At 73.7% G+C, this 18,568-nt stretch carries 16 protein-coding genes and 1 riboswitch; of the genes, 9 read left to right on the forward strand and 7 right to left on the reverse strand.

Annotated features, from left to right (window positions below):
- Positions 1-88: 88 nt before the first annotated feature.
- Entirely contained in the window at positions 89-547 is a 459-nt protein-coding gene (locus OG702_RS20945; RefSeq protein WP_327290437.1) for a MarR family winged helix-turn-helix transcriptional regulator, read from the reverse strand.
- 126 nt (positions 548-673) lie between these two features.
- Here OG702_RS20945 and OG702_RS20950 point away from each other — a divergent pair, with 126 nt between their 5' ends.
- Together OG702_RS20950 and OG702_RS20955 are read left to right on the forward strand one after the other, a co-directional pair.
- The gene (locus OG702_RS20950) at positions 674-2,122 is read left to right on the forward strand and encodes a DHA2 family efflux MFS transporter permease subunit (protein ID WP_327290438.1); all 1,449 of its coding nucleotides are present in this window, start codon (positions 674-676) and stop codon (positions 2,120-2,122) included.
- Positions 2,123-2,234: 112 nt separating this feature from the next.
- Complete coding sequence (locus OG702_RS20955; protein WP_327290439.1) at positions 2,235-3,341, forward strand: glycoside hydrolase family 19 protein; 1,107 nt, start codon at positions 2,235-2,237, stop codon at positions 3,339-3,341.
- A 130-nt stretch (positions 3,342-3,471) separates the two neighbouring features.
- Here OG702_RS20955 and OG702_RS20960 read toward each other — a convergent pair whose 3' ends face one another.
- Positions 3,472-3,828 carry a DUF4232 domain-containing protein gene (locus tag OG702_RS20960; protein ID WP_327290440.1) on the reverse strand — a complete coding sequence of 119 codons (357 nt, stop codon included), beginning with the start codon at positions 3,826-3,828 and terminating at the stop codon, positions 3,472-3,474.
- Between OG702_RS20960 and OG702_RS20965 the strand changes: the two genes are divergently transcribed.
- The 3 genes from OG702_RS20965 (at position 3,803) to OG702_RS20975 (ending at position 6,028) form a co-directional block, all read left to right on the forward strand.
- Positions 3,803-4,186, forward strand: coding sequence for a hypothetical protein (locus OG702_RS20965; protein ID WP_327290441.1), 384 nt, complete (start codon positions 3,803-3,805; stop codon positions 4,184-4,186). The two genes, OG702_RS20960 and OG702_RS20965, sit on opposite strands and share 26 nt — an antisense overlap.
- A gap of 245 nt (positions 4,187-4,431) precedes the next feature.
- Entirely contained in the window at positions 4,432-4,845 is a 414-nt protein-coding gene (locus OG702_RS20970) for a hypothetical protein (protein ID WP_327290442.1), read from the forward strand.
- Between the two features lie 151 nt (positions 4,846-4,996).
- Positions 4,997-6,028, forward strand: a complete 1,032-nt coding sequence (locus tag OG702_RS20975; RefSeq protein ID WP_327290443.1) for an aldo/keto reductase — start codon at positions 4,997-4,999, stop codon at positions 6,026-6,028.
- A 135-nt stretch (positions 6,029-6,163) separates the two neighbouring features.
- Here the strand turns inward: OG702_RS20975 and OG702_RS20980 are convergent, their stop codons facing one another.
- Positions 6,164-7,798 carry a hypothetical protein gene (locus tag OG702_RS20980; RefSeq protein ID WP_327290444.1) on the reverse strand — a complete coding sequence of 545 codons (1,635 nt, stop codon included), beginning with the start codon at positions 7,796-7,798 and terminating at the stop codon, positions 6,164-6,166.
- Between the two features lie 1,044 nt (positions 7,799-8,842).
- Here OG702_RS20980 and OG702_RS20985 point away from each other — a divergent pair.
- Together OG702_RS20985 and OG702_RS20990 are read left to right on the forward strand one after the other, a co-directional pair.
- The gene (locus OG702_RS20985; RefSeq protein WP_327290445.1) at positions 8,843-9,613 is read left to right on the forward strand and encodes a TetR/AcrR family transcriptional regulator; all 771 of its coding nucleotides are present in this window, start codon (positions 8,843-8,845) and stop codon (positions 9,611-9,613) included.
- Positions 9,614-9,704: 91 nt separating this feature from the next.
- The gene (locus tag OG702_RS20990) at positions 9,705-10,007 is read left to right on the forward strand and encodes a putative quinol monooxygenase (protein ID WP_327290446.1); all 303 of its coding nucleotides are present in this window, start codon (positions 9,705-9,707) and stop codon (positions 10,005-10,007) included.
- 79 nt (positions 10,008-10,086) lie between these two features.
- On the opposite strand, the gene OG702_RS20995 is transcribed toward OG702_RS20990, so the two are convergent.
- The gene (locus OG702_RS20995) at positions 10,087-12,660 is read right to left on the reverse strand and encodes a DUF7617 domain-containing protein (RefSeq protein WP_327290447.1); all 2,574 of its coding nucleotides are present in this window, start codon (positions 12,658-12,660) and stop codon (positions 10,087-10,089) included.
- 569 nt (positions 12,661-13,229) lie between these two features.
- Here OG702_RS20995 and OG702_RS21000 point away from each other — a divergent pair.
- The gene (locus OG702_RS21000) at positions 13,230-13,871 is read left to right on the forward strand and encodes a DUF4240 domain-containing protein (RefSeq protein WP_327290448.1); all 642 of its coding nucleotides are present in this window, start codon (positions 13,230-13,232) and stop codon (positions 13,869-13,871) included.
- A 17-nt stretch (positions 13,872-13,888) separates the two neighbouring features.
- On the opposite strand, the gene OG702_RS21005 is transcribed toward OG702_RS21000, so the two are convergent.
- Positions 13,889-14,590, reverse strand: coding sequence for an N-acetylmuramoyl-L-alanine amidase (locus tag OG702_RS21005; RefSeq protein ID WP_327290449.1), 702 nt, complete (start codon positions 14,588-14,590; stop codon positions 13,889-13,891).
- Between the two features lie 394 nt (positions 14,591-14,984).
- Positions 14,985-15,143, forward strand: a riboswitch (cyclic di-AMP (ydaO/yuaA leader).
- A gap of 12 nt (positions 15,144-15,155) precedes the next feature.
- On the opposite strand from OG702_RS21005, the gene OG702_RS21010 reads away from it, so the two are divergent.
- Positions 15,156-16,361 carry a M23 family metallopeptidase gene (locus tag OG702_RS21010; RefSeq protein WP_327290450.1) on the forward strand — a complete coding sequence of 402 codons (1,206 nt, stop codon included), beginning with the start codon at positions 15,156-15,158 and terminating at the stop codon, positions 16,359-16,361.
- A 176-nt stretch (positions 16,362-16,537) separates the two neighbouring features.
- Here the strand turns inward: OG702_RS21010 and OG702_RS21015 are convergent, their stop codons facing one another.
- The gene (locus tag OG702_RS21015; RefSeq protein WP_327290451.1) at positions 16,538-17,614 is read right to left on the reverse strand and encodes an MBL fold metallo-hydrolase; all 1,077 of its coding nucleotides are present in this window, start codon (positions 17,612-17,614) and stop codon (positions 16,538-16,540) included.
- Positions 17,611-18,531: an MmyB family transcriptional regulator gene (locus OG702_RS21020; RefSeq protein ID WP_327290452.1), complete on the reverse strand. Its 921-nt coding sequence runs from the start codon at positions 18,529-18,531 to the stop codon at positions 17,611-17,613. Before OG702_RS21020 ends, OG702_RS21015 begins: the two co-directional genes overlap by 4 nt.
- Between the last annotated feature and the right edge of the window lie 37 nt (positions 18,532-18,568).

Below are 18,568 nucleotides of genomic sequence, written 5' to 3' on the forward strand. Positions count from 1 at the left end.
CTCGTGGCAGTCGTGACCCCTGTGGCGGGGAGTGAACAGAGGGCGGAATGTCCGGGCCGGCGACCCCGTACGGGCGGGTACGGGCCCGTCACTCCTCCGGCAGGTCCGGCCCCGCCTCCGGAAGGGACTCGCGGAGCACCGCGAGGAGCTCGAGAAGGACGCCCCGCTGCCCCGCGCTCAGGCTGCCGGTCGCCAGGGCGAGGGCGGCCCGGTCGATCTCCTCGGCCTTGGCGTGGGTGGTGCGGCCGCGGTCGGTGAGCGCCAGCAGATACGCCCGGCGGTCCGTGGGGTGGGGCAGCCGCACGACCAGGCCCTCCCGCTCCAGGGCGTCCACCAGTGACGTGACCGTGCGGGCGGCGACGTTCAGGACGTCGCCCAGGTCCCGCATCCGCAGCGGTTCCGCGGCGGTGGCGAGCGCCCGCAGCAGCCGCAGCCGCGGGACGGACAGGCCGTGCCCGCGCAGCTGGGCGTCGACGTAGGTGCGCAGGCGCACGGTCGTCCTGAAGAGGTCGTCGACCAGTACGTCACTGCTCCGGGTGTTCACCACCGGGCCCGCCTCGCTTCTTCTGCTCTTCCGCGACCAGAAACACCATTGTGTGCCGACTCATAGTGAGTATACTCAGCATATCCGCCCACCTGTGCTGAGCCGCGCTCCGGCCCGCGAAGGAGAGACATGCCCGGCCGCCGCCTCGACCAGCGCCTGGTCGTACCCGTCATGTTCGTCGCCACGTTCTTCCTCGTGGTGATGGACGGCGCCATCACGACCGTGGCACTGCCCTCCATCGCCCGCCAGTTCGGGGTGTCGGCGGCCGGGAGCGACAGCGTCGTCGTCGTGTACCCGGTGTGCGTGGGCATCAGCATCCCCGTCTCCGGCTGGCTCGGCGACCGGTTCGGCAGCAAGCCGGTGCTGCTCGCCGCGATGGGCCTGTTCACCGCGTCCTCCGTGCTCTGCGGGATGGCCGGCAGCCTCTCCCAACTCGTCGCCTACCGTGGCCTGCAGGGCCTGGCCGGCGGCCTGCTGACGCCGGTGGTCGGCGCGATGCTCTTCCGCACCTTCACCCCGGCGGAGCGCGTACGGGCCTCCCGCATCATGACGCTCCCGCAGCAGATAGCCCCCTCGGTGGCGCCGATGCTCGGCGGCGTCCTGGTCGACGGCTTCTCCTGGCGCTGGGTCTTCTACGTCAACCTGCCCTTCGGCGCGGCCGCCCTGCTCTTCGGGCTGCTCTTCCTCGACAACCCCCGCCACGGGGAACCGAGCAGGCTCGACATACCCGGCCTGCTGCTGTCAGCGGCGGCGATGTCGCTGCTGATGTACGGGCTGTGCGAGGGGGCGCAGCAGGGCTGGTCTGACCCGCTGATCACCGGCAGCCTGGCCGGCGGAGCCGCGCTGCTGGCGGCGACCGTGGTGGTCGAACTCCGCACCCCCGCACCGATCCTGCGGCTGCGGCTCTTCAAGGACGCGCTCTTCCGCGACACCAAGGTGGTGGGCCTGATCGGCATGGTGCCGTTCATGGGCGCCATGTACGCGGCACCGCTGTTCATCCAGGAGGCGCAGGGCAACACCGCGCTCCAGTCCGGCAGCAGCACCTTCACCGAGGCCGTCGGGGTGCTGTTGACCGTCCAGTTGGTGGCCCGCCTCTACGACCGGGTGGGCCCGCGGCTGATCATCGCCTCCGGACTGGTCGGCGTCGCGGCCGTCCTGGCCGTGATGACCGCCACCGTGGACGCGGGCACCGGGCCCTGGGCGTTCCGGCTGTACATGTTCCTGCTGGGCCTCGGGATGGGCGCGGTCTTCATGCCCGTCACGGTCGCCTCGTTCAGCACCATCCCCAAGGCCGACATGGGCCAGGCCTCGACCCTCAGCAGCGTGATCTTCCAGTTCTCCATGGCCGTCGCCCCGGCGCTGGTCGCCACCCTGCTGATCGCCGGCACCCCGGCGGCCACGCACATCGCGCCGCCCGCCGCCTACCGCACCGTCTACCTGGTCCTCGCGGTCATGGCCCTCGTCTCGGCCCTCTTCGCCCTCACCATCCACGACGCCCCCGCCCGCAGCACCCCGTCCGGCCCGCCGGCGCCGCGCCGCAGCCGCCGGAAGGCGGTCGCGCCCTCCAACGGGGCCTGAGGGCCGCCGCATCGGCGGAAACGGGACGGGTGTGGCCGGAGTGCTTGACAGGTCCAGACCATTGCGTTGGAGTGTGCTCGACCCCACTCAACCCCCATAAGGAGTGGTCACGTTGTCGAGACAGCGTCTCATCGCCTTCCTCGCCGCGCTCGCGGCCGTCGTGGGCCTGGTCGTCCTCGTGCCCCTGTCGTCCCCGGCCTCGGCGGCGAGCTGCGCCGCCGCCTGGAAGTCGTCCTCGGTCTACACCGGCGGCATGTCCGCCTCGTACAACAGCCACAACTGGTCCGCGAAGTGGTGGACGCAGGGCGAGACGCCGGGCGCCGCCGACGTCTGGGCCGACCAGGGCACATGCAGCGGCGGCTCGGGCGGCACCGGCGGCTCCACCGGCGGTACCGGCAGCTGCAGTTACCCGGCCTGGGCGGCCGGCCACGCGTACGTCACCGGTGACATCGTGCGGTACAGCAACGGCCTCAACTACATCGCCACCCACGACAACCCGGGCTACGACCCGACGATCAGCACCTGGTACTGGAGCCCCTACACCTGCTCCGGCTCGATCACCGGCGGCACCTCGGGGGGCACCAACCCGCCGCCGAGCAGCGGATTCGTGGTCAGCGAGGCGCAGTTCAACCAGATGTTCCCGGGCCGGAACTCCTTCTACACCTACGGCGGCCTGACCGCGGCGCTCAGCGCGTACCCGGGCTTCGCCACCACCGGCAGCGACACGGTGAAGAAGCAGGAGGCCGCGGCCTTCCTCGCCAACGTCAGCCACGAGACCGGCGGACTGGTCTACATCGTGGAGCAGAACACCGCCAACTACCCGCACTACTGCGACGCGAGCCAGCCCTACGGCTGCCCCGCGGGACAGTCGGCGTACTACGGCCGCGGGCCCATCCAGCTCAGCTGGAACTTCAACTACAAGGCGGCCGGCGACTCGCTCGGCATCGACCTGCTGGACAGCCCCAACCTCGTCCAGACCGATCCGGCCGTCGCCTGGAAGACCGGCCTGTGGTACTGGAACACCCAGTCCGGCCCCGGCACAATGACCCCGCACAACGCCATGGTCAACGGCGCCGGGTTCGGCGAGACCATCCGCAGCATCAACGGCAGCATCGAGTGCAACGGCGGCAACCCCGGCGAGGTCCAGGACCGCGTGAACGCCTACCAGCGCTTCACGTCCGTCCTGGGCGTGCCGACGGGCGGCAACCTGTCCTGCTGACGGGCTGACCTGAGTTGGTCCGACCTGACCCTGCCTGAACCCAGGTGCCCCGTCCCCGGCCAGGGGGCGGGGCACTCGGCCGTCTCGGCGGTTCAGCTGCCCGGATCCGGCGCCGGGGCACGCGCCGGGGTCAGCGGTTGGAGTGCACCGGGCCCACCTGGAGGTTCTGCACGGAGGAGCCGACGCATTCCTTCTTGTTCCACGGGATGTTCGTGGACTCGGTCTGGTTCGGCGGGTAGACGCGGAGGGTGGGCACGGTGGTCAGGTCGCACTTGCCCGGGTCGTAGCCGCCCACCCCGTTGACGGTCCGCAGGTCGGCGTAGGCGTGGGCGTTGGGGATCAGCGTGACCGGGGAGGACTTGATGGTGCCGGTCCGCTCGGCCGCCTTGCCGAGCTGCGTGTTGTGGGCCTTCACGAAGGAGACACCCGGGTAGCCGTGCAGGGTGCAGGGGGCGCTGCCGGTGTTCTGGAAGACCAGCTGGAGCATGGTGCTGCCCGCACCGCTGTCCGCGGGCCCCGCGGTGACCTTCAGGTGGCTGGTGGCGCAGGACGGTTCGGTCGACCCCGCGGCCCCGCCCGCGGTGCTGGGCGCTCCGGCCGCCGAGGGGGACGTGGCGGCCGTGCCGGCCGGCGACGAGGGCGTCGAGGCCGGGTCGGTCGGGGAGGACGCGGCCGAGGTGCCCGCGGTGGAGGGGGTCGGCGACGAGTCGGCAGCCGGGCCCGAGGCGTCCGAGGTGCCGCACGCCGTCAGCGCGAGCCCTGCCGCGACGAACAGAAGTGCCGGTATTCCACGACCGCTGTTCCTGGTGCCCATGGTGTCCCTCTTTCCTGTGTGCCGGCAGTGAAGCCTGCTGCCGTACGTCATCCTGCCCGCGTGACGTGTCTCTGTGGCATCGCGTTACCGCTCAGGGACAGAACATCCGACCCGTGCGTACATTCGTTTCTCTCCCGCACCCGGACGGGTACACCGAACCCGGCCCTCGCCTGGGTGTTTCCGGGGTGTGGCCGGGGAAGACGGCAGGCGGGAAGCGGGCGGCAGGCCGGTCGGGCAGAGACATGGTGACGTTCCGTTCACCGGGAGGAGACATCGGTGGCGAAGACCGAGACGCAGGACAGTGACGCGGAGAGCACGGAGAGTGCCGACGAGGTCGAGAAAGGTGCAGAGGCCGCGGGCGCCGAGGCGTCGGACGGCGCGGACGGGGTGCCGCCCCGTACGACCGCCCCCTACCGGGTGGAGGCCGTGCCCGACGACGGGAAGTGGCACGTGACCGTGCAGAGCCTGCACGACCACCCGGACCGCGGCGAGGTCGACGCCGTCGTCGTGACGGTGACCCCGGACCGCCCCGCTGCCGGGTTCCCCGCGGCCGAACTGGACCGCACGCTGCGGCGCTGCGGCTTCACCCGCGACGGCGACTGGGCCCAGGACGGCGAGCGCTGGTCCACGCCCTGCCGCCAGGCCGACCCCCAGGCCGCCCCGCCGAACACCCCTCCGCGGGAGGGATGAGCGCCGCCCCCCTCAGGTGGAGCGCGGGGCGCTCGCTTGCCTGGAGGGCACTCCAAAGGTCTAGCGTGGCAGGCACGCCGGTGATCGGCAGTTCCCGAGCACGACTTCCGCGCGGGCGCCCGGCGGGCGCCGGAAAGGCCTGAGAGCCATCATGAGCCACACCATCGAGAAGATCAGCAAGGTCCAACTGGGCACCGGCGGACCCCTCGTCGGCGTCCAGGGCTTCGGTGCCATGGGCATCAGCGCCGCCTACGGGCAGACGGACGACGCGGCGGCCCGCGACACCCTGGCGGCCACCGTCGAGGCGGGCGTCACCCTCATCGACACCGCCGACATGTACGGCATCGGCGCCAACGAGGAGTTTCTCGCGCCCTTCGTCGCCGCGCACCGCGACGAGATCACGCTGGCCACGAAGTTCGCCATCGAGCTGCGCCCCGACGACCCGGCGTACCGTGCCGTCCGCAACGACCCCGGCTACGTTAAAGCGGCCGTCGAGGCGAGCCTGCGCCGGCTGAAGGTCGACGTCATCGACCTCTACTACATGCACCGCCGCGACCCCGCCGTCCCGCTCGCCGACTCCGTGGGCGCCATGGCCGAGCTGGTGCGCGAGGGCAAGGTCAAGCACCTCGGCCTGAGCGAGGTCACCGGCGCCGAGCTGCGCGAGGCGTACGCCGTGCACCCCATCGCCGCCCTGCAGTCGGAGTGGTCGCTCTTCAGCCGCGACGTCGAGCAGAGCGCGGTCGGCGCGGCCGCCGAGCTCGGGGTGGCGCTGGTGCCCTACTCGCCCCTGGGCCGGGGCTTCCTGACCGGGTCCTTCACCGACGCGAGCACGGAGCTGTCAAGCGACGACTTCCGGCAGATGCAGCCGCGCTTCAGCGGCGACAACGCGAAGACGAACGCGGCGCTGCTCGAACCGCTGCACAAGATCGCGGGCGTCCACGACGCCACCGCGGCGCAGATCGCGCTGGCGTGGGTGCAGCAGCGGTCCCAGGTGCACGGTCTCGCGGTCGTACCGATCCCCGGAACGCGCAAGCGCAGCCGCCTGCTTGAGAACGCAGCCGCCACCCGGATCACGCTGACCGCCGACGAGCTGGCGCTGCTGGAGCCGATCGCCGGGCAGGTCGCGGGCGACCGCTACTCGGACATGTCGCAGACCTCGACCGCCCGCGAGGCCCGGGCCTGACCTGGGCGCCGGCGCCGGTTCGGGCGCCGGGACGGGCAACGGCCCCGCCGCAGCGACGTGTTGTCGCTGCGGCGGGGCCGTTGTGCGGTGGCCTCGGCTGCCTACGGCTTAGTGGCCTCGGTGGCCTCGGTGGCCTCAGTGGCAGAGGACGGACGCGGTGCGAGCGCCGCCCGCCGCTGCCGGGTCGGTGGAGACGGTCACGCCGATGTAGGGCCGGCTCGGGTTGTCCTGGTAGGTGAAGTTGGACGTGAAGATGTAACTCGTGGACCCCTTGGGGAGCTTCGCGGACTGCGGGGTCATCGTGGTCGCGCCCCGGGACGTGGCCGTGGAGTTGCGCCACCACGTCAGGTGCAGGGTGCCGGATGCCGTGCCGTCGTAGTCCACCCGTACGACCGCCTGCGCCTTGTGGCCGCCGGAGCAGGTGAGCTGGGTCGATATGCCGGAGACGCGCGGCCCGCCCGCCGATCCCGCGGGCTTCGTCGGGTCACTGGACGGCGACACGGTCGGCGGCGGCGCGGCGCTGGTGGGCGCCTTGGCCGGGCTGGACGTCGTGGGCGGTACGGCAGGCGCGTGCGAGGTGGACGGGCTGGTCGCAGGCGTGGTCGACGGCGCGCCCGTCGGGGACGGGGCGGTCGTGGCCGGGGCGGCGGCCGGGGCCGAGCTGGGCGCCACGCTGGCCGTAGCGGACGGGGTCACCGTGGCCGCGACGTCGTCGCTGTTGCCGGTCGCCACGGCGGTGACGGTGACCGCGCCCGCGACGATCACCACGGCTGCGGCGATCGCGAGGAGCTTGGCCCGGCGGCCGAACCTCCGCCGCGCGGGCGGCTCGTCCTCGGTTCCGACCGCGACGGGTACGGGCGCCGGCGGCACCGGGGGCGCCGGCGGTACCGGCTCGGCGGGGGCCGGGGCCAGCAACGGGGCTACGAGGAACGCGAGTTCGTGCTGCCCGCGCGCCTCCCAGTCCTCGCCGTAGGCCGCGACGGCGACCGCATCGACCTCGGCCGCGAAGTCGACGGCACTCGGGGCCTGTTCGGCGGGCTCGCCCGCCAGGCCCCGGGCGATCAGCGGCTGTACGGGCTCCGGCGCGGTGCCTGCCAGGCAGGCGGAGAAGGTGGCCGTGGCAGCCTGGACGTCGGTGGCCGCCTCCGTGCTGGGGGCCACCGGAGCGCCCCCGGCGAGCTTGATCGCGCCCTGGGCGGTGACCAGGACGTTCGCGGGCTGGTACCGGCTGTGCGCCTGGCCCGCCGCATGGGCGGCGGCCAGCCCGACCAGCGAGCCCTTCAACACGGCGAGCGCCGCCTCGGGCCCGGCCTGAAGGCCGTTCTCCCCGAGCAACACGTCGAGGCCGACCCCGCCGACCGGCTCCTCGATGGCCGGGGCGGACCGTTGAGGCTGAGCCGTCTTGGCGGCGGCGGTGACCTTCGTGGCCTTCGCCGCAGCCGCCTTCTTGCCGGGCACCGCCCGCTTGGCGGGCACGGCCTTCTTCGCGGCGACCTTCTTCCGCGCGGCCGCCGGCTTCTTGGCGGCGGGGGCGCTCCCAGCGGCTGCGGCGGCGGGAGTCGCCCCCGCGTCCCCGCCAGACGCGGCGGGAGCGGCGTTCGCGGCTGCGGGCTTACCTGCGGCCGTCGTTGGGGCTGCGTCCGTGCCGGGGGCGGTCGTCTGGGGAGCGTCCGCGGGCGTACCCGTACCCGCAGCCTGAGCCGGGGCCGCGTCCGTACCGGCGGCCGGTGCCGCGCCCGCGTTCGTAGCGGCGCCAGCACCCGCAGCCATCGGGCCACCTGCCCGCTTGCGCGTGGCCGGAGTCGCGCTGCCGGAAGCGGCAGCGGCGCCGGGGCCCGAAGCCTTGGCCGGGCCCGCCTGCGGGTTCCTGGCCGTCGATGACTTCCGGGACTTCGCCGTCCCGGCCGGGGGCGTCGCGGGCTGCGGCAGTGCGTCGGCGGGCTGTGCGGGAGCTGTCGCCGGTCGTGGCGGTGCACCGGCGGGCAGGCCCGGAGTTGTCGCGGCACCCGTGGGCTGGGGCGGAGCTGGAGTACCTGTCGAAGCCGGGGGCGTCGCCGGTTGCGGCGGTGCACCGGCGGGCTGCGCCGGAGTTGCAGCGGCAGTCGAAGTCGGCGCCCCCGGCGCCCCCGGCGCCCCCGACGGCTTCGACGCCCCCGACGGCTTCGACGCCCCCGACGGCTTCGGGGGTGTCGTGGGCGGCTGGGCCAGAGCCGTCCTCGGGTCCTGGGGGGCGGTGTCGGCCGTCGGCGGCTGCGGGGTCGCGGCCTGGGTGGGTGGGTCCGCCGGGCGGGCCGGGCTCTGCGCCGGCCGGGCGGCCTTCGCGGGCGGCTGGGCGGACCTGGCGGTCCGTGCGCCGGCCGCCGGCTTCGCCGCCGGAGCCGTGCGGGGTCGCCGTCCCCGGGGCGGCTTCGCCACCGGGGGTTGCTGCTTGTTCTCGCCGGGTATGCCCGTGCCGTCGTGGTCGTCGTCCACCTGATCCCGTCCCTCGCGCTGCCCCTTGTGGCGGAGCCGCAGTTCGTAGCCCCTCGACGCCCGGTTCCGTTCTCCGGTTCCACCGGCAGCCGAGCGGATCTGCCGGGGCCCACGGCGTCCGTCGTCCGTCCCCCGGAAGGGGCTGCGCGTCGAAGACACGGGCAGGGCCCGGGAAATGGTGGAGGGCCGGAGCGGAGGTGCCGTGAGGATCAAGAGGGTACTGCCGACCGGCGGAATGCGGGGCCTCGGGGCGCCTTCGGGCGGCCCGGGCGGCCCGATCCGGAATCCGCAGCGCCTCGCCGAGTATGGGCCGCCAGGCCCACTCCGATCTAAGCTGGCCTCATGGACACCTCGGCCATACCGGAACGGCGCCCGCCCCACGGCGGCCCCGCCGCACGGGGTGACCTGCCGGAACCCGCCGCCCCCGAGCGCCGGCTCACCCCGAAGGGCCTGGCCACCCGGGCGCGCATCCTCGACGCCGCGGCGACGCTGATCCACCAGCAGGGCGCCCACCTCACGAACAACGAGAACGTCCGGCAGGCGGCGGGAGTGAGCGGGTCCCAGCTGATGCGGCACTTCCCGACCAAGGAGAGCCTGGTCCGAGGGGTGATCGCCTGGCAGGCGGAGGCCGTTGTCGGCGCGCTTCGCGAACTCGGCGCGTTCGACAGCGTCCCGGCCCTGCGCCGGTGGGCGCGGTCCTACGGCGACCGGGACGATCTGGCGTGTGGCGGCTGCCCGTTCGGGGCGCTGGCGGCGGAAGTGCTCAAGGTCTACCCGGAGATACGGGACGAGGTGGCCGCGGGGTTCGCCCGCTGGGGCGAGGTCTTCCGTGCGGGGCTGCAGGCGATGGCGGACCGCGGCGAACTCACCCAGGACGCCGACCCCGTAGGACTCGCCCACCTGCTGATGGCCGCGTTCCAGGGCGGGATGCTGCTCGACCAGGCCGCCGGCGACACCCGGGCGTCGCGCGCGGCGCTGGACGGCGCCGTCTCGTACATCGCGACCTTCGCGACCACCGCACCGACCGACGCCCCCGCACCGGTCGTCCCGACCGCGCCGCCCGCCCGGCCCGGCGGATCCCGCACCGGACAAAATGGGCTTGACAGCCCATAAAGCAGTGCTAGCGTGGGAATTCAGAGCGGTCCGCGGCCGGAGCGGAAGGCCCCCGGCCAGAGCGCACCGGACAGAACCGACGGAGCTCGACATGACGCACTACCAGGTCATCGCCCACCACCACATCGCTCCCGACCAGGACCTGGACGAGGTGCTCGCCCTCTATCCGAAGCTCGCGGAAGCTGCCCGCAAGGAGCCGGGCAATGTCTCCTTCGAGGTCTTCCGGCAGCTGGACGACGAGCGTTCCGTGGTGATCCTGGAGCGCTACACCTCGCGCGCGGCATTCGCCGAGCACGAGCGGACGGCGCATTTCCAGGACGTGCTGATCGGCCAGATCGTGCCGCGCCTGGGCGACAGGTGGCGCGAGGCGTACGACGTCCCGACCGCCGGCTGACCCCGCCCGTTCCGAGGCCCCGCCTCCCGGCGCCGTGCAGGGCGCCGGGAGGCGGGGCAGACCGGTTCGTGGACGAGGGTCAGTGGTGCTCGGTCGGCAGCAGGAAGCACAGCAGCGAGCAGGCCACGGCCGATGACGGGTCCGTGGTCGTCGGGTGGGTGCCCTGCGGGGAGTTGGCGGCGGTGTAGCTCGCCGTCGCCGTGTTCTTCACCGGGAGCGCCAGCAGGAAGGAGTTGCAGTAGACCTGCCGGCTGGCGCCCGCAGCCAGGGTGAAGGTGCCGGCCGCCTGTGAACAGGACGGCGTCGTCGGATCGTTGACGGTGACGCCGGTCGCGGCGACCGGTCCCGCGTTGCTGACGGTGATCCGCCAGTAGGCCGTGCCGAGCACCTGCAGCAGCCCGACGGGACTGGACTTGACCCACGGGCCCGACCCTCCGGGACCGCAGTGCGAGGAACTGCCGGCGCAGATCTCCTTGTTGATCGAGACATGCGGCTGGCACGCCGACCCGGGCTGCACCGGGACGGTGACGGTGTTGGAGGTCAGCGCGCCGGTGGCGTCGCTGCCGGTGGCGGTGTCGCTGACCTGGCTGGTCGCGCAGTCCGCGGTGACGACCGTACGCAGGCAGACCTGCGGGTCGTCGCCCTGGAAGGAGGCGGTCAGCGCCGGATGCTTTCCGGCGCCGAAGTCACTGGTGTCGGTGAGGCTGAACTGCGCGGTGACGGTGATCGAGGGGTGGGCTGCCGCCGAGATGCCGGACAGGTCGACGGTGCCGGACGGCGACAGGGGCGGGGTGGCGATGACCGTTCCGTCGGGGTCGGTGACCGAGACGGTGGTGGCCGCCGGGTCGGTGTGCGCGAGGTCGAGGCCGGTCAGCCGCGCCTCGGTGTAGGCGGCGACGTGCCCGGTGCCGCCGTCGCAGTAGAAGTCCGCGGGCTTGAGGGTGACCGAGGCGCCGGTGTGCAGGCAGGGGGAGCTGCCGGTCGCCGGGTCCATGGAGAAGAGGATGCCCGCGTCACCGAGGCCGACCAGGCAGCGGGTGGTGGCGTCGTAGGCGTAGCCGTAGTCCCGCGTCACACCGCCGTTGACCGCCGGGTGCCCGGCGACCACGGGGAAGCCGGCGCACGGCTGGGCGTGCGTCCAGCTGTAGCAGACGGTGTCGCCGGGCAGCGGGCCGCCCCAGACGCCGAAGTAACTGCGGTTGTCACCGCCCGCGTTGACGACCTCGGGATTGAAGATCAGCGTCCCGGCGGGCAGCGCGTCCAGCCCGGTCGCCGGCGCGGCCAGCGGGCCGCCGTCCAGCGCGTAGCAACTGGTCGACGGCGAACCGCCGGTGCTGTCGGCCGTGCAGACACCGGTCGGCTGGCCGGCGGTGTCGTAGGCCAGGAAGGCGTTGTACGTGTACGCGTTCGCGTTGGGTCCCGCCGGGTGCGGGGTGGTCCAGCCCGCGCAGACCGCGCCGGTGGCAGGGTCGAAGCAGCCGAGCGCCGGGCGCCCCGGCGCGGTGGAGCCGGACGACATCGGCGCCGAGGACGCGTAGACTTTGCCGGCGCCGACCACCATGGAGCCCTGGTAGAGGGCGTTGGTGTTGCCCGGCAGGTCGTGGTTGGGCGGCACGATCGCGGCGAACGGCTGCCCCGCGCAGGGGGACTGGGACGCGATGTCCAGGCACAGCACCTGGCCCGTGCTGGCGACGCCGTAGAGCTTGCCGCCCTGGGCGACGAGTCCGGCGAGCCCGTTGGCGCTGCTCGGGGAGCCCGACGCGGCGGCCAGCGGGAAGAAGCCGCAGTCGGCGCGGGCGCCCATGTCCAGGCAGCCGGCACCGACCGAACCGGCAGCGACGGCCGGGTAGTAGACGACGCCGGGCCGGCCCGGGTCCTGCACGTACTGCGGGGTGAGCGTCGTGAAGACGTTGCCGGTGTTGCCCGAACCGAGCGGCCCCGGCGCGGTGTTGAGCGGTCGTGGCCACGGGCCGCCGGGGCAGGGCTGGCCGGAGGACAGGTCGTTGCAGACCACCAGGGGGGCGGCGGGCCCGCTGTGGTGGTAGATGTTCCACGCCTCGACGTCCCCGGACGGCGCCCGGAAGAGGATCGGCGTGAAGCCGTCACCGCCGGTGGTGCGGGTGGCGGCCTGGACCGGCGGCAGCAGGTCACTGCTCACGCCGGTGCCCGGGCCGGTCGCCGACGGATCGGTGGCCCGCACGGCGGTGGTCGCGGCGCCCTGGTCGGTGCCGGTGAAGGTGCTGCCGTCGGTGGACCACTGCGGAGTCCAGCCGGGCGGCACGTGCAGCGAGCCGGGTACGTACGACTGCCCGGTGCCAGCGCCGCTGATCGGGTCGGTGACGGTCGCCGCGGCCGGGTCGCCGGTGGCCGCGCTGTGGTAGGCGACGGCCCAGTTGAGGGTGTCCGCGTGCTGGGCCTGGGCGGCGCCGGGGCTGGTGGTGTTCTGCGCGGTCTTGACCAGCGTCGAGCCGCCGCTCAGCGGAGCGGCCGCCGGGGCCTGCGTCCCGGCCGCGCCCTGGGCGACGACCGGGGAGAGCGAAGCGGCCGCCGTCGCGAGCAGCGCCGCCGACACGGCGACGGCGGCCCGCGCGGCTAACCGGCGCGGTCTCGGGGCCGGAGGGTGCGCGGAAAGGGAGAGTAGGAGCCGGAGCATGAATGTCCCCACCTTCGTCTCGGTACGCGCGGGCGCCCGTCACGGGGGCCCCGCGCCGCCGAACAAGGTGACAGGAAAAAGCCGGTGAGTCACCCGAACGGGCCAAAGGAAAGGAGCGATGAAAGCAATACGTCAGATGTTTTCGCGAAGGCACGGAAAGGCGCTGATTTCGCGGCGCGTTTCCGACCGGGAATGCTCGGCGGGAGTATTGCCGAGCCGGGCGCGCGACCCGCGCGTGTGCAGCACAAGTATGCGCTTCCGGTGGATGTTTGGCGGTGCCAATGATGGTTCACGTGTCGTGGGCGGGCGGCAGCGGCGGCCTCGTGGGCGGGCGTCGGGCGCGGGGCGGCCGGGACAGGCGGGCCGGACGGGGCGCGGGAGCAGCGAGCGACGCCACGCGGCAGGCGGGTCGGCGGGTGCGCCACGGCGGCCCGGCACCCCGCGGTCCGGCCGTCCGGTCCCGGCATCCGGCGCCCGGCCGGCGATCGCACCCGGCGCCCCTGTCCAACAACTGGGCTTTCCGGCCCGGGAATTGGCGCGATCAGGCGCCCCTGGCATAGTCAGCAGCCATGGACACCGACTCCTTCTGGGCCCTCCTTGAGGACTCCCGGCGGCATGGATTCGGCGGTGACAAGCGTGATGCCTGGCTCCGCCAAGCGCTCGCGTGCCTGTCCGCCGGGGAGATCGTGGGCTTTCAGGCCTGCCTCGACCGGATGACCGACGAGGCCTTCACCTGGAATCTGTGGGGTGCCGCCGACCGGATCTTCGGCGGCTGGTGTTCCGACGACGATTTCCGCGCCTTCCAGCACTGGATGATGGGCCTGGGCCGGGCCGCGTTCGAGGCGGCGGTCAACGACGCCGACGTCCTGGCCTACGCCCCCGAGGTCCTGCGGCTCGCCGGCCGCCCCAGGTCCGCCTGGCCCGCCGAGGACCGGCCCGGCTGGCCGACCCTCGACAGGCTCGGGCTGGAGGCGTACGAGCTGGCGACCGGGCCGTCCGACGACTTCGGCGACGCCTTCTACGCCGCCGTACGCCGCGCCGCCGGCCCCTCCGGGCACGGCGGCGCCCCACCGGTCCCGTACGGCAGCCGCGACCCGTCAGGGAGCCGCTGGACGGCCCGTGACGAGGAGGAGGCGGCCAGGCGGCTGCCCCGGCTCAGCGTCATGTTCCCGCTGGACGGGCCCACCGGCACCGGCTCCGATCCGCGTTGAGCCGGCGGCCGCGGGCCTCAGACGCCGTTGACCAGGCGGATGTAGCGCACCCAGTCCCAGTTGGGCCCCGGGTCGGTGTGGTCGGTGCCGGGGACCTGGGAGTGGCCGATGATGTGGTTGCGGTCCTTGGGGATGCCGTACTTGTCGCAGATCTCCGCCGTGAGCGCCGCCGAGGCGTGGTAGAGCGCGGTGGTGAAGTAGGACGGCTGGTCCACCCAGCCCTCGTGCTCGATGCCGATGCTGCGCGTGTTGTAGTCCCAGTTCCCCGCGTGCCAGGCGACGTCGTGCTCGCGGACGCACTGGTCGATGGCGCCGTCGGCGGACCGGACCACGTAATGCGCCGAGGCGGCGTGGGCCGGGTCCTTGAAGAGCGTGATCGTGTCGGCGAAGGTCTCCTGGGTGACGTGGATGACCACCATCTGGATCGGATACGTGGTCGGCCTGCTGGCGGCGGTGTAGTTGGCGGTGCTGGCCGCCGCCCAGGTGGCTGACGGGTAGTCCACCGTCCCGGCGCGGAGGGCGGCGGGTCGGTCGACCGCCCGCACGGCGTCGGCGGGTCCGTCGGCTGTCAGCGCGGCACCTGCGGGTCCGTCGGCTGCCTGCGCGGCTCCGGCGGGCCAGAGGCCGGCGGTGAGGCCCGCGGTGGCGGCGGCACCGAGGCCGAGGCCGCCGCGCAGCAGCGAACGGCGGCTGGGCACGGCGGGATTGGGGCGTTCCATCGAAGGCTCCCTGAGGCGTCATGATGAGGGCGGGTGCATGACAAGAACGGGCCCGCCCATCGTGCGGCCCGCGCCCCTGGCATGCCAAGTGGTTCGCGAATTGGCACAGGTCCAGACCACTGGTACCGCGCCGGTCAGGCGGATATCTGCGCCCGCACGCCGCTGCGCCCCGCCGTCACCCGCTCACCGCCCGTAGCCATGTCGGCCTCTCCGATAACAACTGACGCACACTCACATCACTGCCCGGCCACGCCACCTGTCCGGTTCCTCCACTCTACGTATACCTTGCCCGATTGGTTCCCGTCCCCAACTCTCCCATTCGGCTTGGAAAACCTCTCCGGCTCTATTAACGTTCGATAACGCAGCGCGGTCGTCACCGCCGCCGACAGGCGGCACCGTGCGCTTGCCGAATCCCGTCCGCGGGAACCGGGGACCCGCCCTTCCGCTACCGCGGGAGGGGTCCAATGGGGTGAATCGGGCAGCCGTCAGGCCCGTAGGAGACCTTCCTGCTCCGAACCCGTCAGCTAACCCGGTAGGCGAGAAGGAAGGAAAGGAGTGCGCCCCCGTGGCGTCCAACCAGCCTGCCTACGCTCCTGCCCCGGTAGCAGAACCGACCGGGGAGTGGCCCTTCGGGGAGCGGGACGAGCCCCTGCCGTCCGGCGCCCCCTCCGACGGCTCCGCCGCCACCCCTTCCTCGTCCTCGCCGGCGTCGTCCGCGCCGTCCCACGACGGCTACGACTACGGTTCGGAGCCCGCCGGCCTGCGCAGCCAGCTGCGCCTGCCGCGGCAGCGCACCGGCCTGCCCGCCCGTGGCGCGGCGGTCGGCAGCGCCGTGCTGGGCATGGCGGCCATGGCCGCGGTCGGTGCCGGTGGAGTGGCCGAGGCGGCCGACGCGCCGCCCGCCGGGCCGCCGATATCGCTGCCGGACTCGCCCGGCTTCCCCGACGCACTGCCCGCACAGGCGGTCCCGGCCCCGCAGCCCGAGGTCTCGGTCGGCACACCGTCGTACGACCCCTCCGCCGTCGTCCAGGCGACCGGCACGGCGGACGCCCCACACCCGGCCGTTACGGCGGCTGCTAATGACGCCGCCCAGGACGCGCACGGCGAGGAGGACGTGGCCGCCGCCGCGACCCCCGTCGACCCCGGCGAGGCGCTGCGCACCCGCATCGTCGACCAGGTCACCCGGCAGCGCGACGCCGCCGCCCGCGCCGAGCGCGAGGCCGCCGAGAAGTCCGCCGCCGAGCAGGCGGCCAAGGAGGCCGCCGCCCGCAAGGTGCGCGAGCAGGCCGCAGCCGCGAAGGCCGAGGCCGAGGCGAAGGCCAAGGCGGCCGCGGACGCCGCCGCGCGGGCGGAGGCCGAACGGCTCGCCCGGCTCGCCGTCTCCTACGTCAAGCCGGTCGCCTCCTACACCCTCACCACCGCCTTCGGCGAGTCCGGCAACATGTGGGCGACCCACACCGGCCAGGACTTCGCCGCCCCCACCGGCACCCCGGTGCACGCCGTCCACAGCGGCACGGTCACCTCGGCCGGCTGGGCGGGCTCGTTCGGCTACCGGGTGGTCCTCCGCCTCGATGACGGCACCGAGCTGTGGTACTGCCACCTGTCGACGATGGTCGCCACGTCCGGCGAGGTCGTCACCGGCGACACCATCGGCCGGGTCGGCGCGACCGGCAACGTACCGGGGCCGCACCTGCACCTCGAAGTACGACCCGGTGGTGGCGCGCCCGTCGATCCGGTGCCGTGGCTGTACGGTCATGATGTCGCGGTCTGAGGTGCAGGGCCGGCCGTAGGCCGCTCCGCACCGCCTTCCGCGGCACCCTCCGCCCGCAGGCCCCCTGGCCCGCCGCCCCGAGAACAGCCGGCGGCCCCGGCGTACACCCCCCCCGACGCCGGGGCCGTCGGCATGTCCGCCCGGCCGGGTCGCCCCGGCCGGGCTGCCTGCGTCGGTCAGCCGCCGGTCCTGACGCTCCCGGCGGCCACGCTGTCCGCTCCGGCGCCGAGGCGGGCGTCGGGTCCGGGGTCCTGTCCGAGGCCCCGTGCGGTCTCCTGGCGGTGCGCGAACTCGGCGGCCAGGCCCACCAGGCCGACCAGATCGGCGCGCCCGGTCTCGCCGTCCAGCGCGCGGTACTCGACCGCCGCGAGGATCGCCATCCGCTCGTTCAGCCCCCAGTGCGGGTACGGGTCGCCGGCGATCAGCTCGGCGGCCAGCACCGGCAGCGGGCGGCCCGCCGCGTGCCCGCGGTGCACCGCCGCGCGCAGCTCCAGCAGGTAGTCGGCGTAGCCGCGGACGTCCGCGGGCGTCATCACGGGGCCGTGCCCGGGCACCACCACCCGCGGGCCGCAGTCCAGGATGCGCCGGCAGGCGCGCTCCACCGACTCCAACGGCCCGGCCCAGTGCACCGGGTGGTCCTCGTTGAAGACGACGTCGCCCGCACAGACGACGCCCTCCTCCGGCAGGTGGACGATCAGGTCGCCCGCGGTGTGCGCGGGACCCACCTCGATCAGCCGCACCGCCACCCCGTCGACGTCCAGTTCCACCTCGCCGCTGAAGGTACGGGTCGGGTGGACGGTGCTGACGCCGCCGAAGTCGCCGTAGCGGCCGAAGTGCTGCCGCACGTAAGCCCCGAGGGCGGAGTCCGGGTCGCTCCCGGCGACCAGGCCGGCCAGCTCGGCGGGCGACGGCTCGGCGCACAGATGCTCGGCGTTGGCCTCGGTGGCGATGATCTCGGCGCCGGGGAAGAGGCCGTTGCCGTACGAGTGGTCCCCGTTGCCGTGGGTGTTGATCACCGTGCGGACCTCGGGTCCGCCTGCGGGTCGGTCACCGAGCCCGGCGATCAGCCGCCGCAACCGCCGGGTCATGTCGGCGGTGTACGGGGTGTCGACCAGGAGCGCGGCGCCGGACCCCGGGCTCCGCCCGGTCACGACCACGCAGTTGGCCATGCCCCAGGTGGCGTGGCCGTCAGGCAGCCATGCGTGGACGTTCGGAGTCAGCGCCTGGAGCGCGTGCGGCAGAGGGAAGCTCATGGTGCCTCATTGTGCTGCCCGGCAGAACACGCGGCCGTATGGGTGTGCCCGCAGGGGAGTTCGGGCCACGTCGGGTCCACGGACCCGGTCGCCGGGGCGCAGAGGGCGGGTTCGTGGCACGGCGGCTCGCCCTGGTCGAACAACACGAACATCAGCCGCCCGCCGGGCACCCCGAACGGCCCCGCGGTGCACAGCGTGGCCCAGCCCGGGCCGAGTTCGGCGTGCACGACCGGCAGGGCGTTCTCCGCCCGCGGCCCGATGTACTCGGTCGTCGGCGTCCGCAGATACCGGGCCACCACCGGATCGCACCCGGCGTCCGCCTGCAGTTGCGCCAGCGTCCTGTTGTGCGGGTTGGCGACCACCGCGGCCCGCAACTGCGGTACGAGCAGCGGCAGCCAGCTGCGTTCCCAGTCCCCGAGGGTGACCCGGGCCTCCGGGTCGAGCAGCATCCAGCGCATCACGTTGCCCGGCACCTCGCGCCGCCGGAAGAGCCGGGAGAAGGCCGAGTTGTACGCGACCAGGTCCCAGGCGGCGTCGTTCACGTACGCCATCTCGCGCGAGCCGCGCAGCACCCGCTCCCAGGGGCTCGGCACCGCCCGCCCCAGCTGCGGATCGAGCCGGTAGGCGGGCGGCAGCCCGGTGGCGTAGAGGACCAGCGCCTCCCACTCGTGGTCGGACAGGTGCAGGATGCGGGCGATGGGTTCGAGCAACTCCGTCTCGATGCCCGCGAGCCGGCCGCGCTCGACGTAGCCGTACTTGTGCTCGGGCCAGCCGAGCAGCCGCGTCATGTGCTCGTGCGTGAGCCCCGCGACCTTGCGCCCCCGCGGGTCGCCGCGCGGCGCGAGCCCGAACTCCCCCGGGTCGACGCGCGCGCGGGCACGGGCGAGCAGGGTCTGCATCGCCTCGCGGTCGCGCATGCCCGCTCCCTTCCGCCCCCAGACGGTCCTCGCCGTA

Source organism: Streptomyces sp. NBC_01198 (assembly GCF_036010485.1).
Taxonomy (GTDB): Bacteria; Actinomycetota; Actinomycetes; order Streptomycetales; family Streptomycetaceae; genus Actinacidiphila.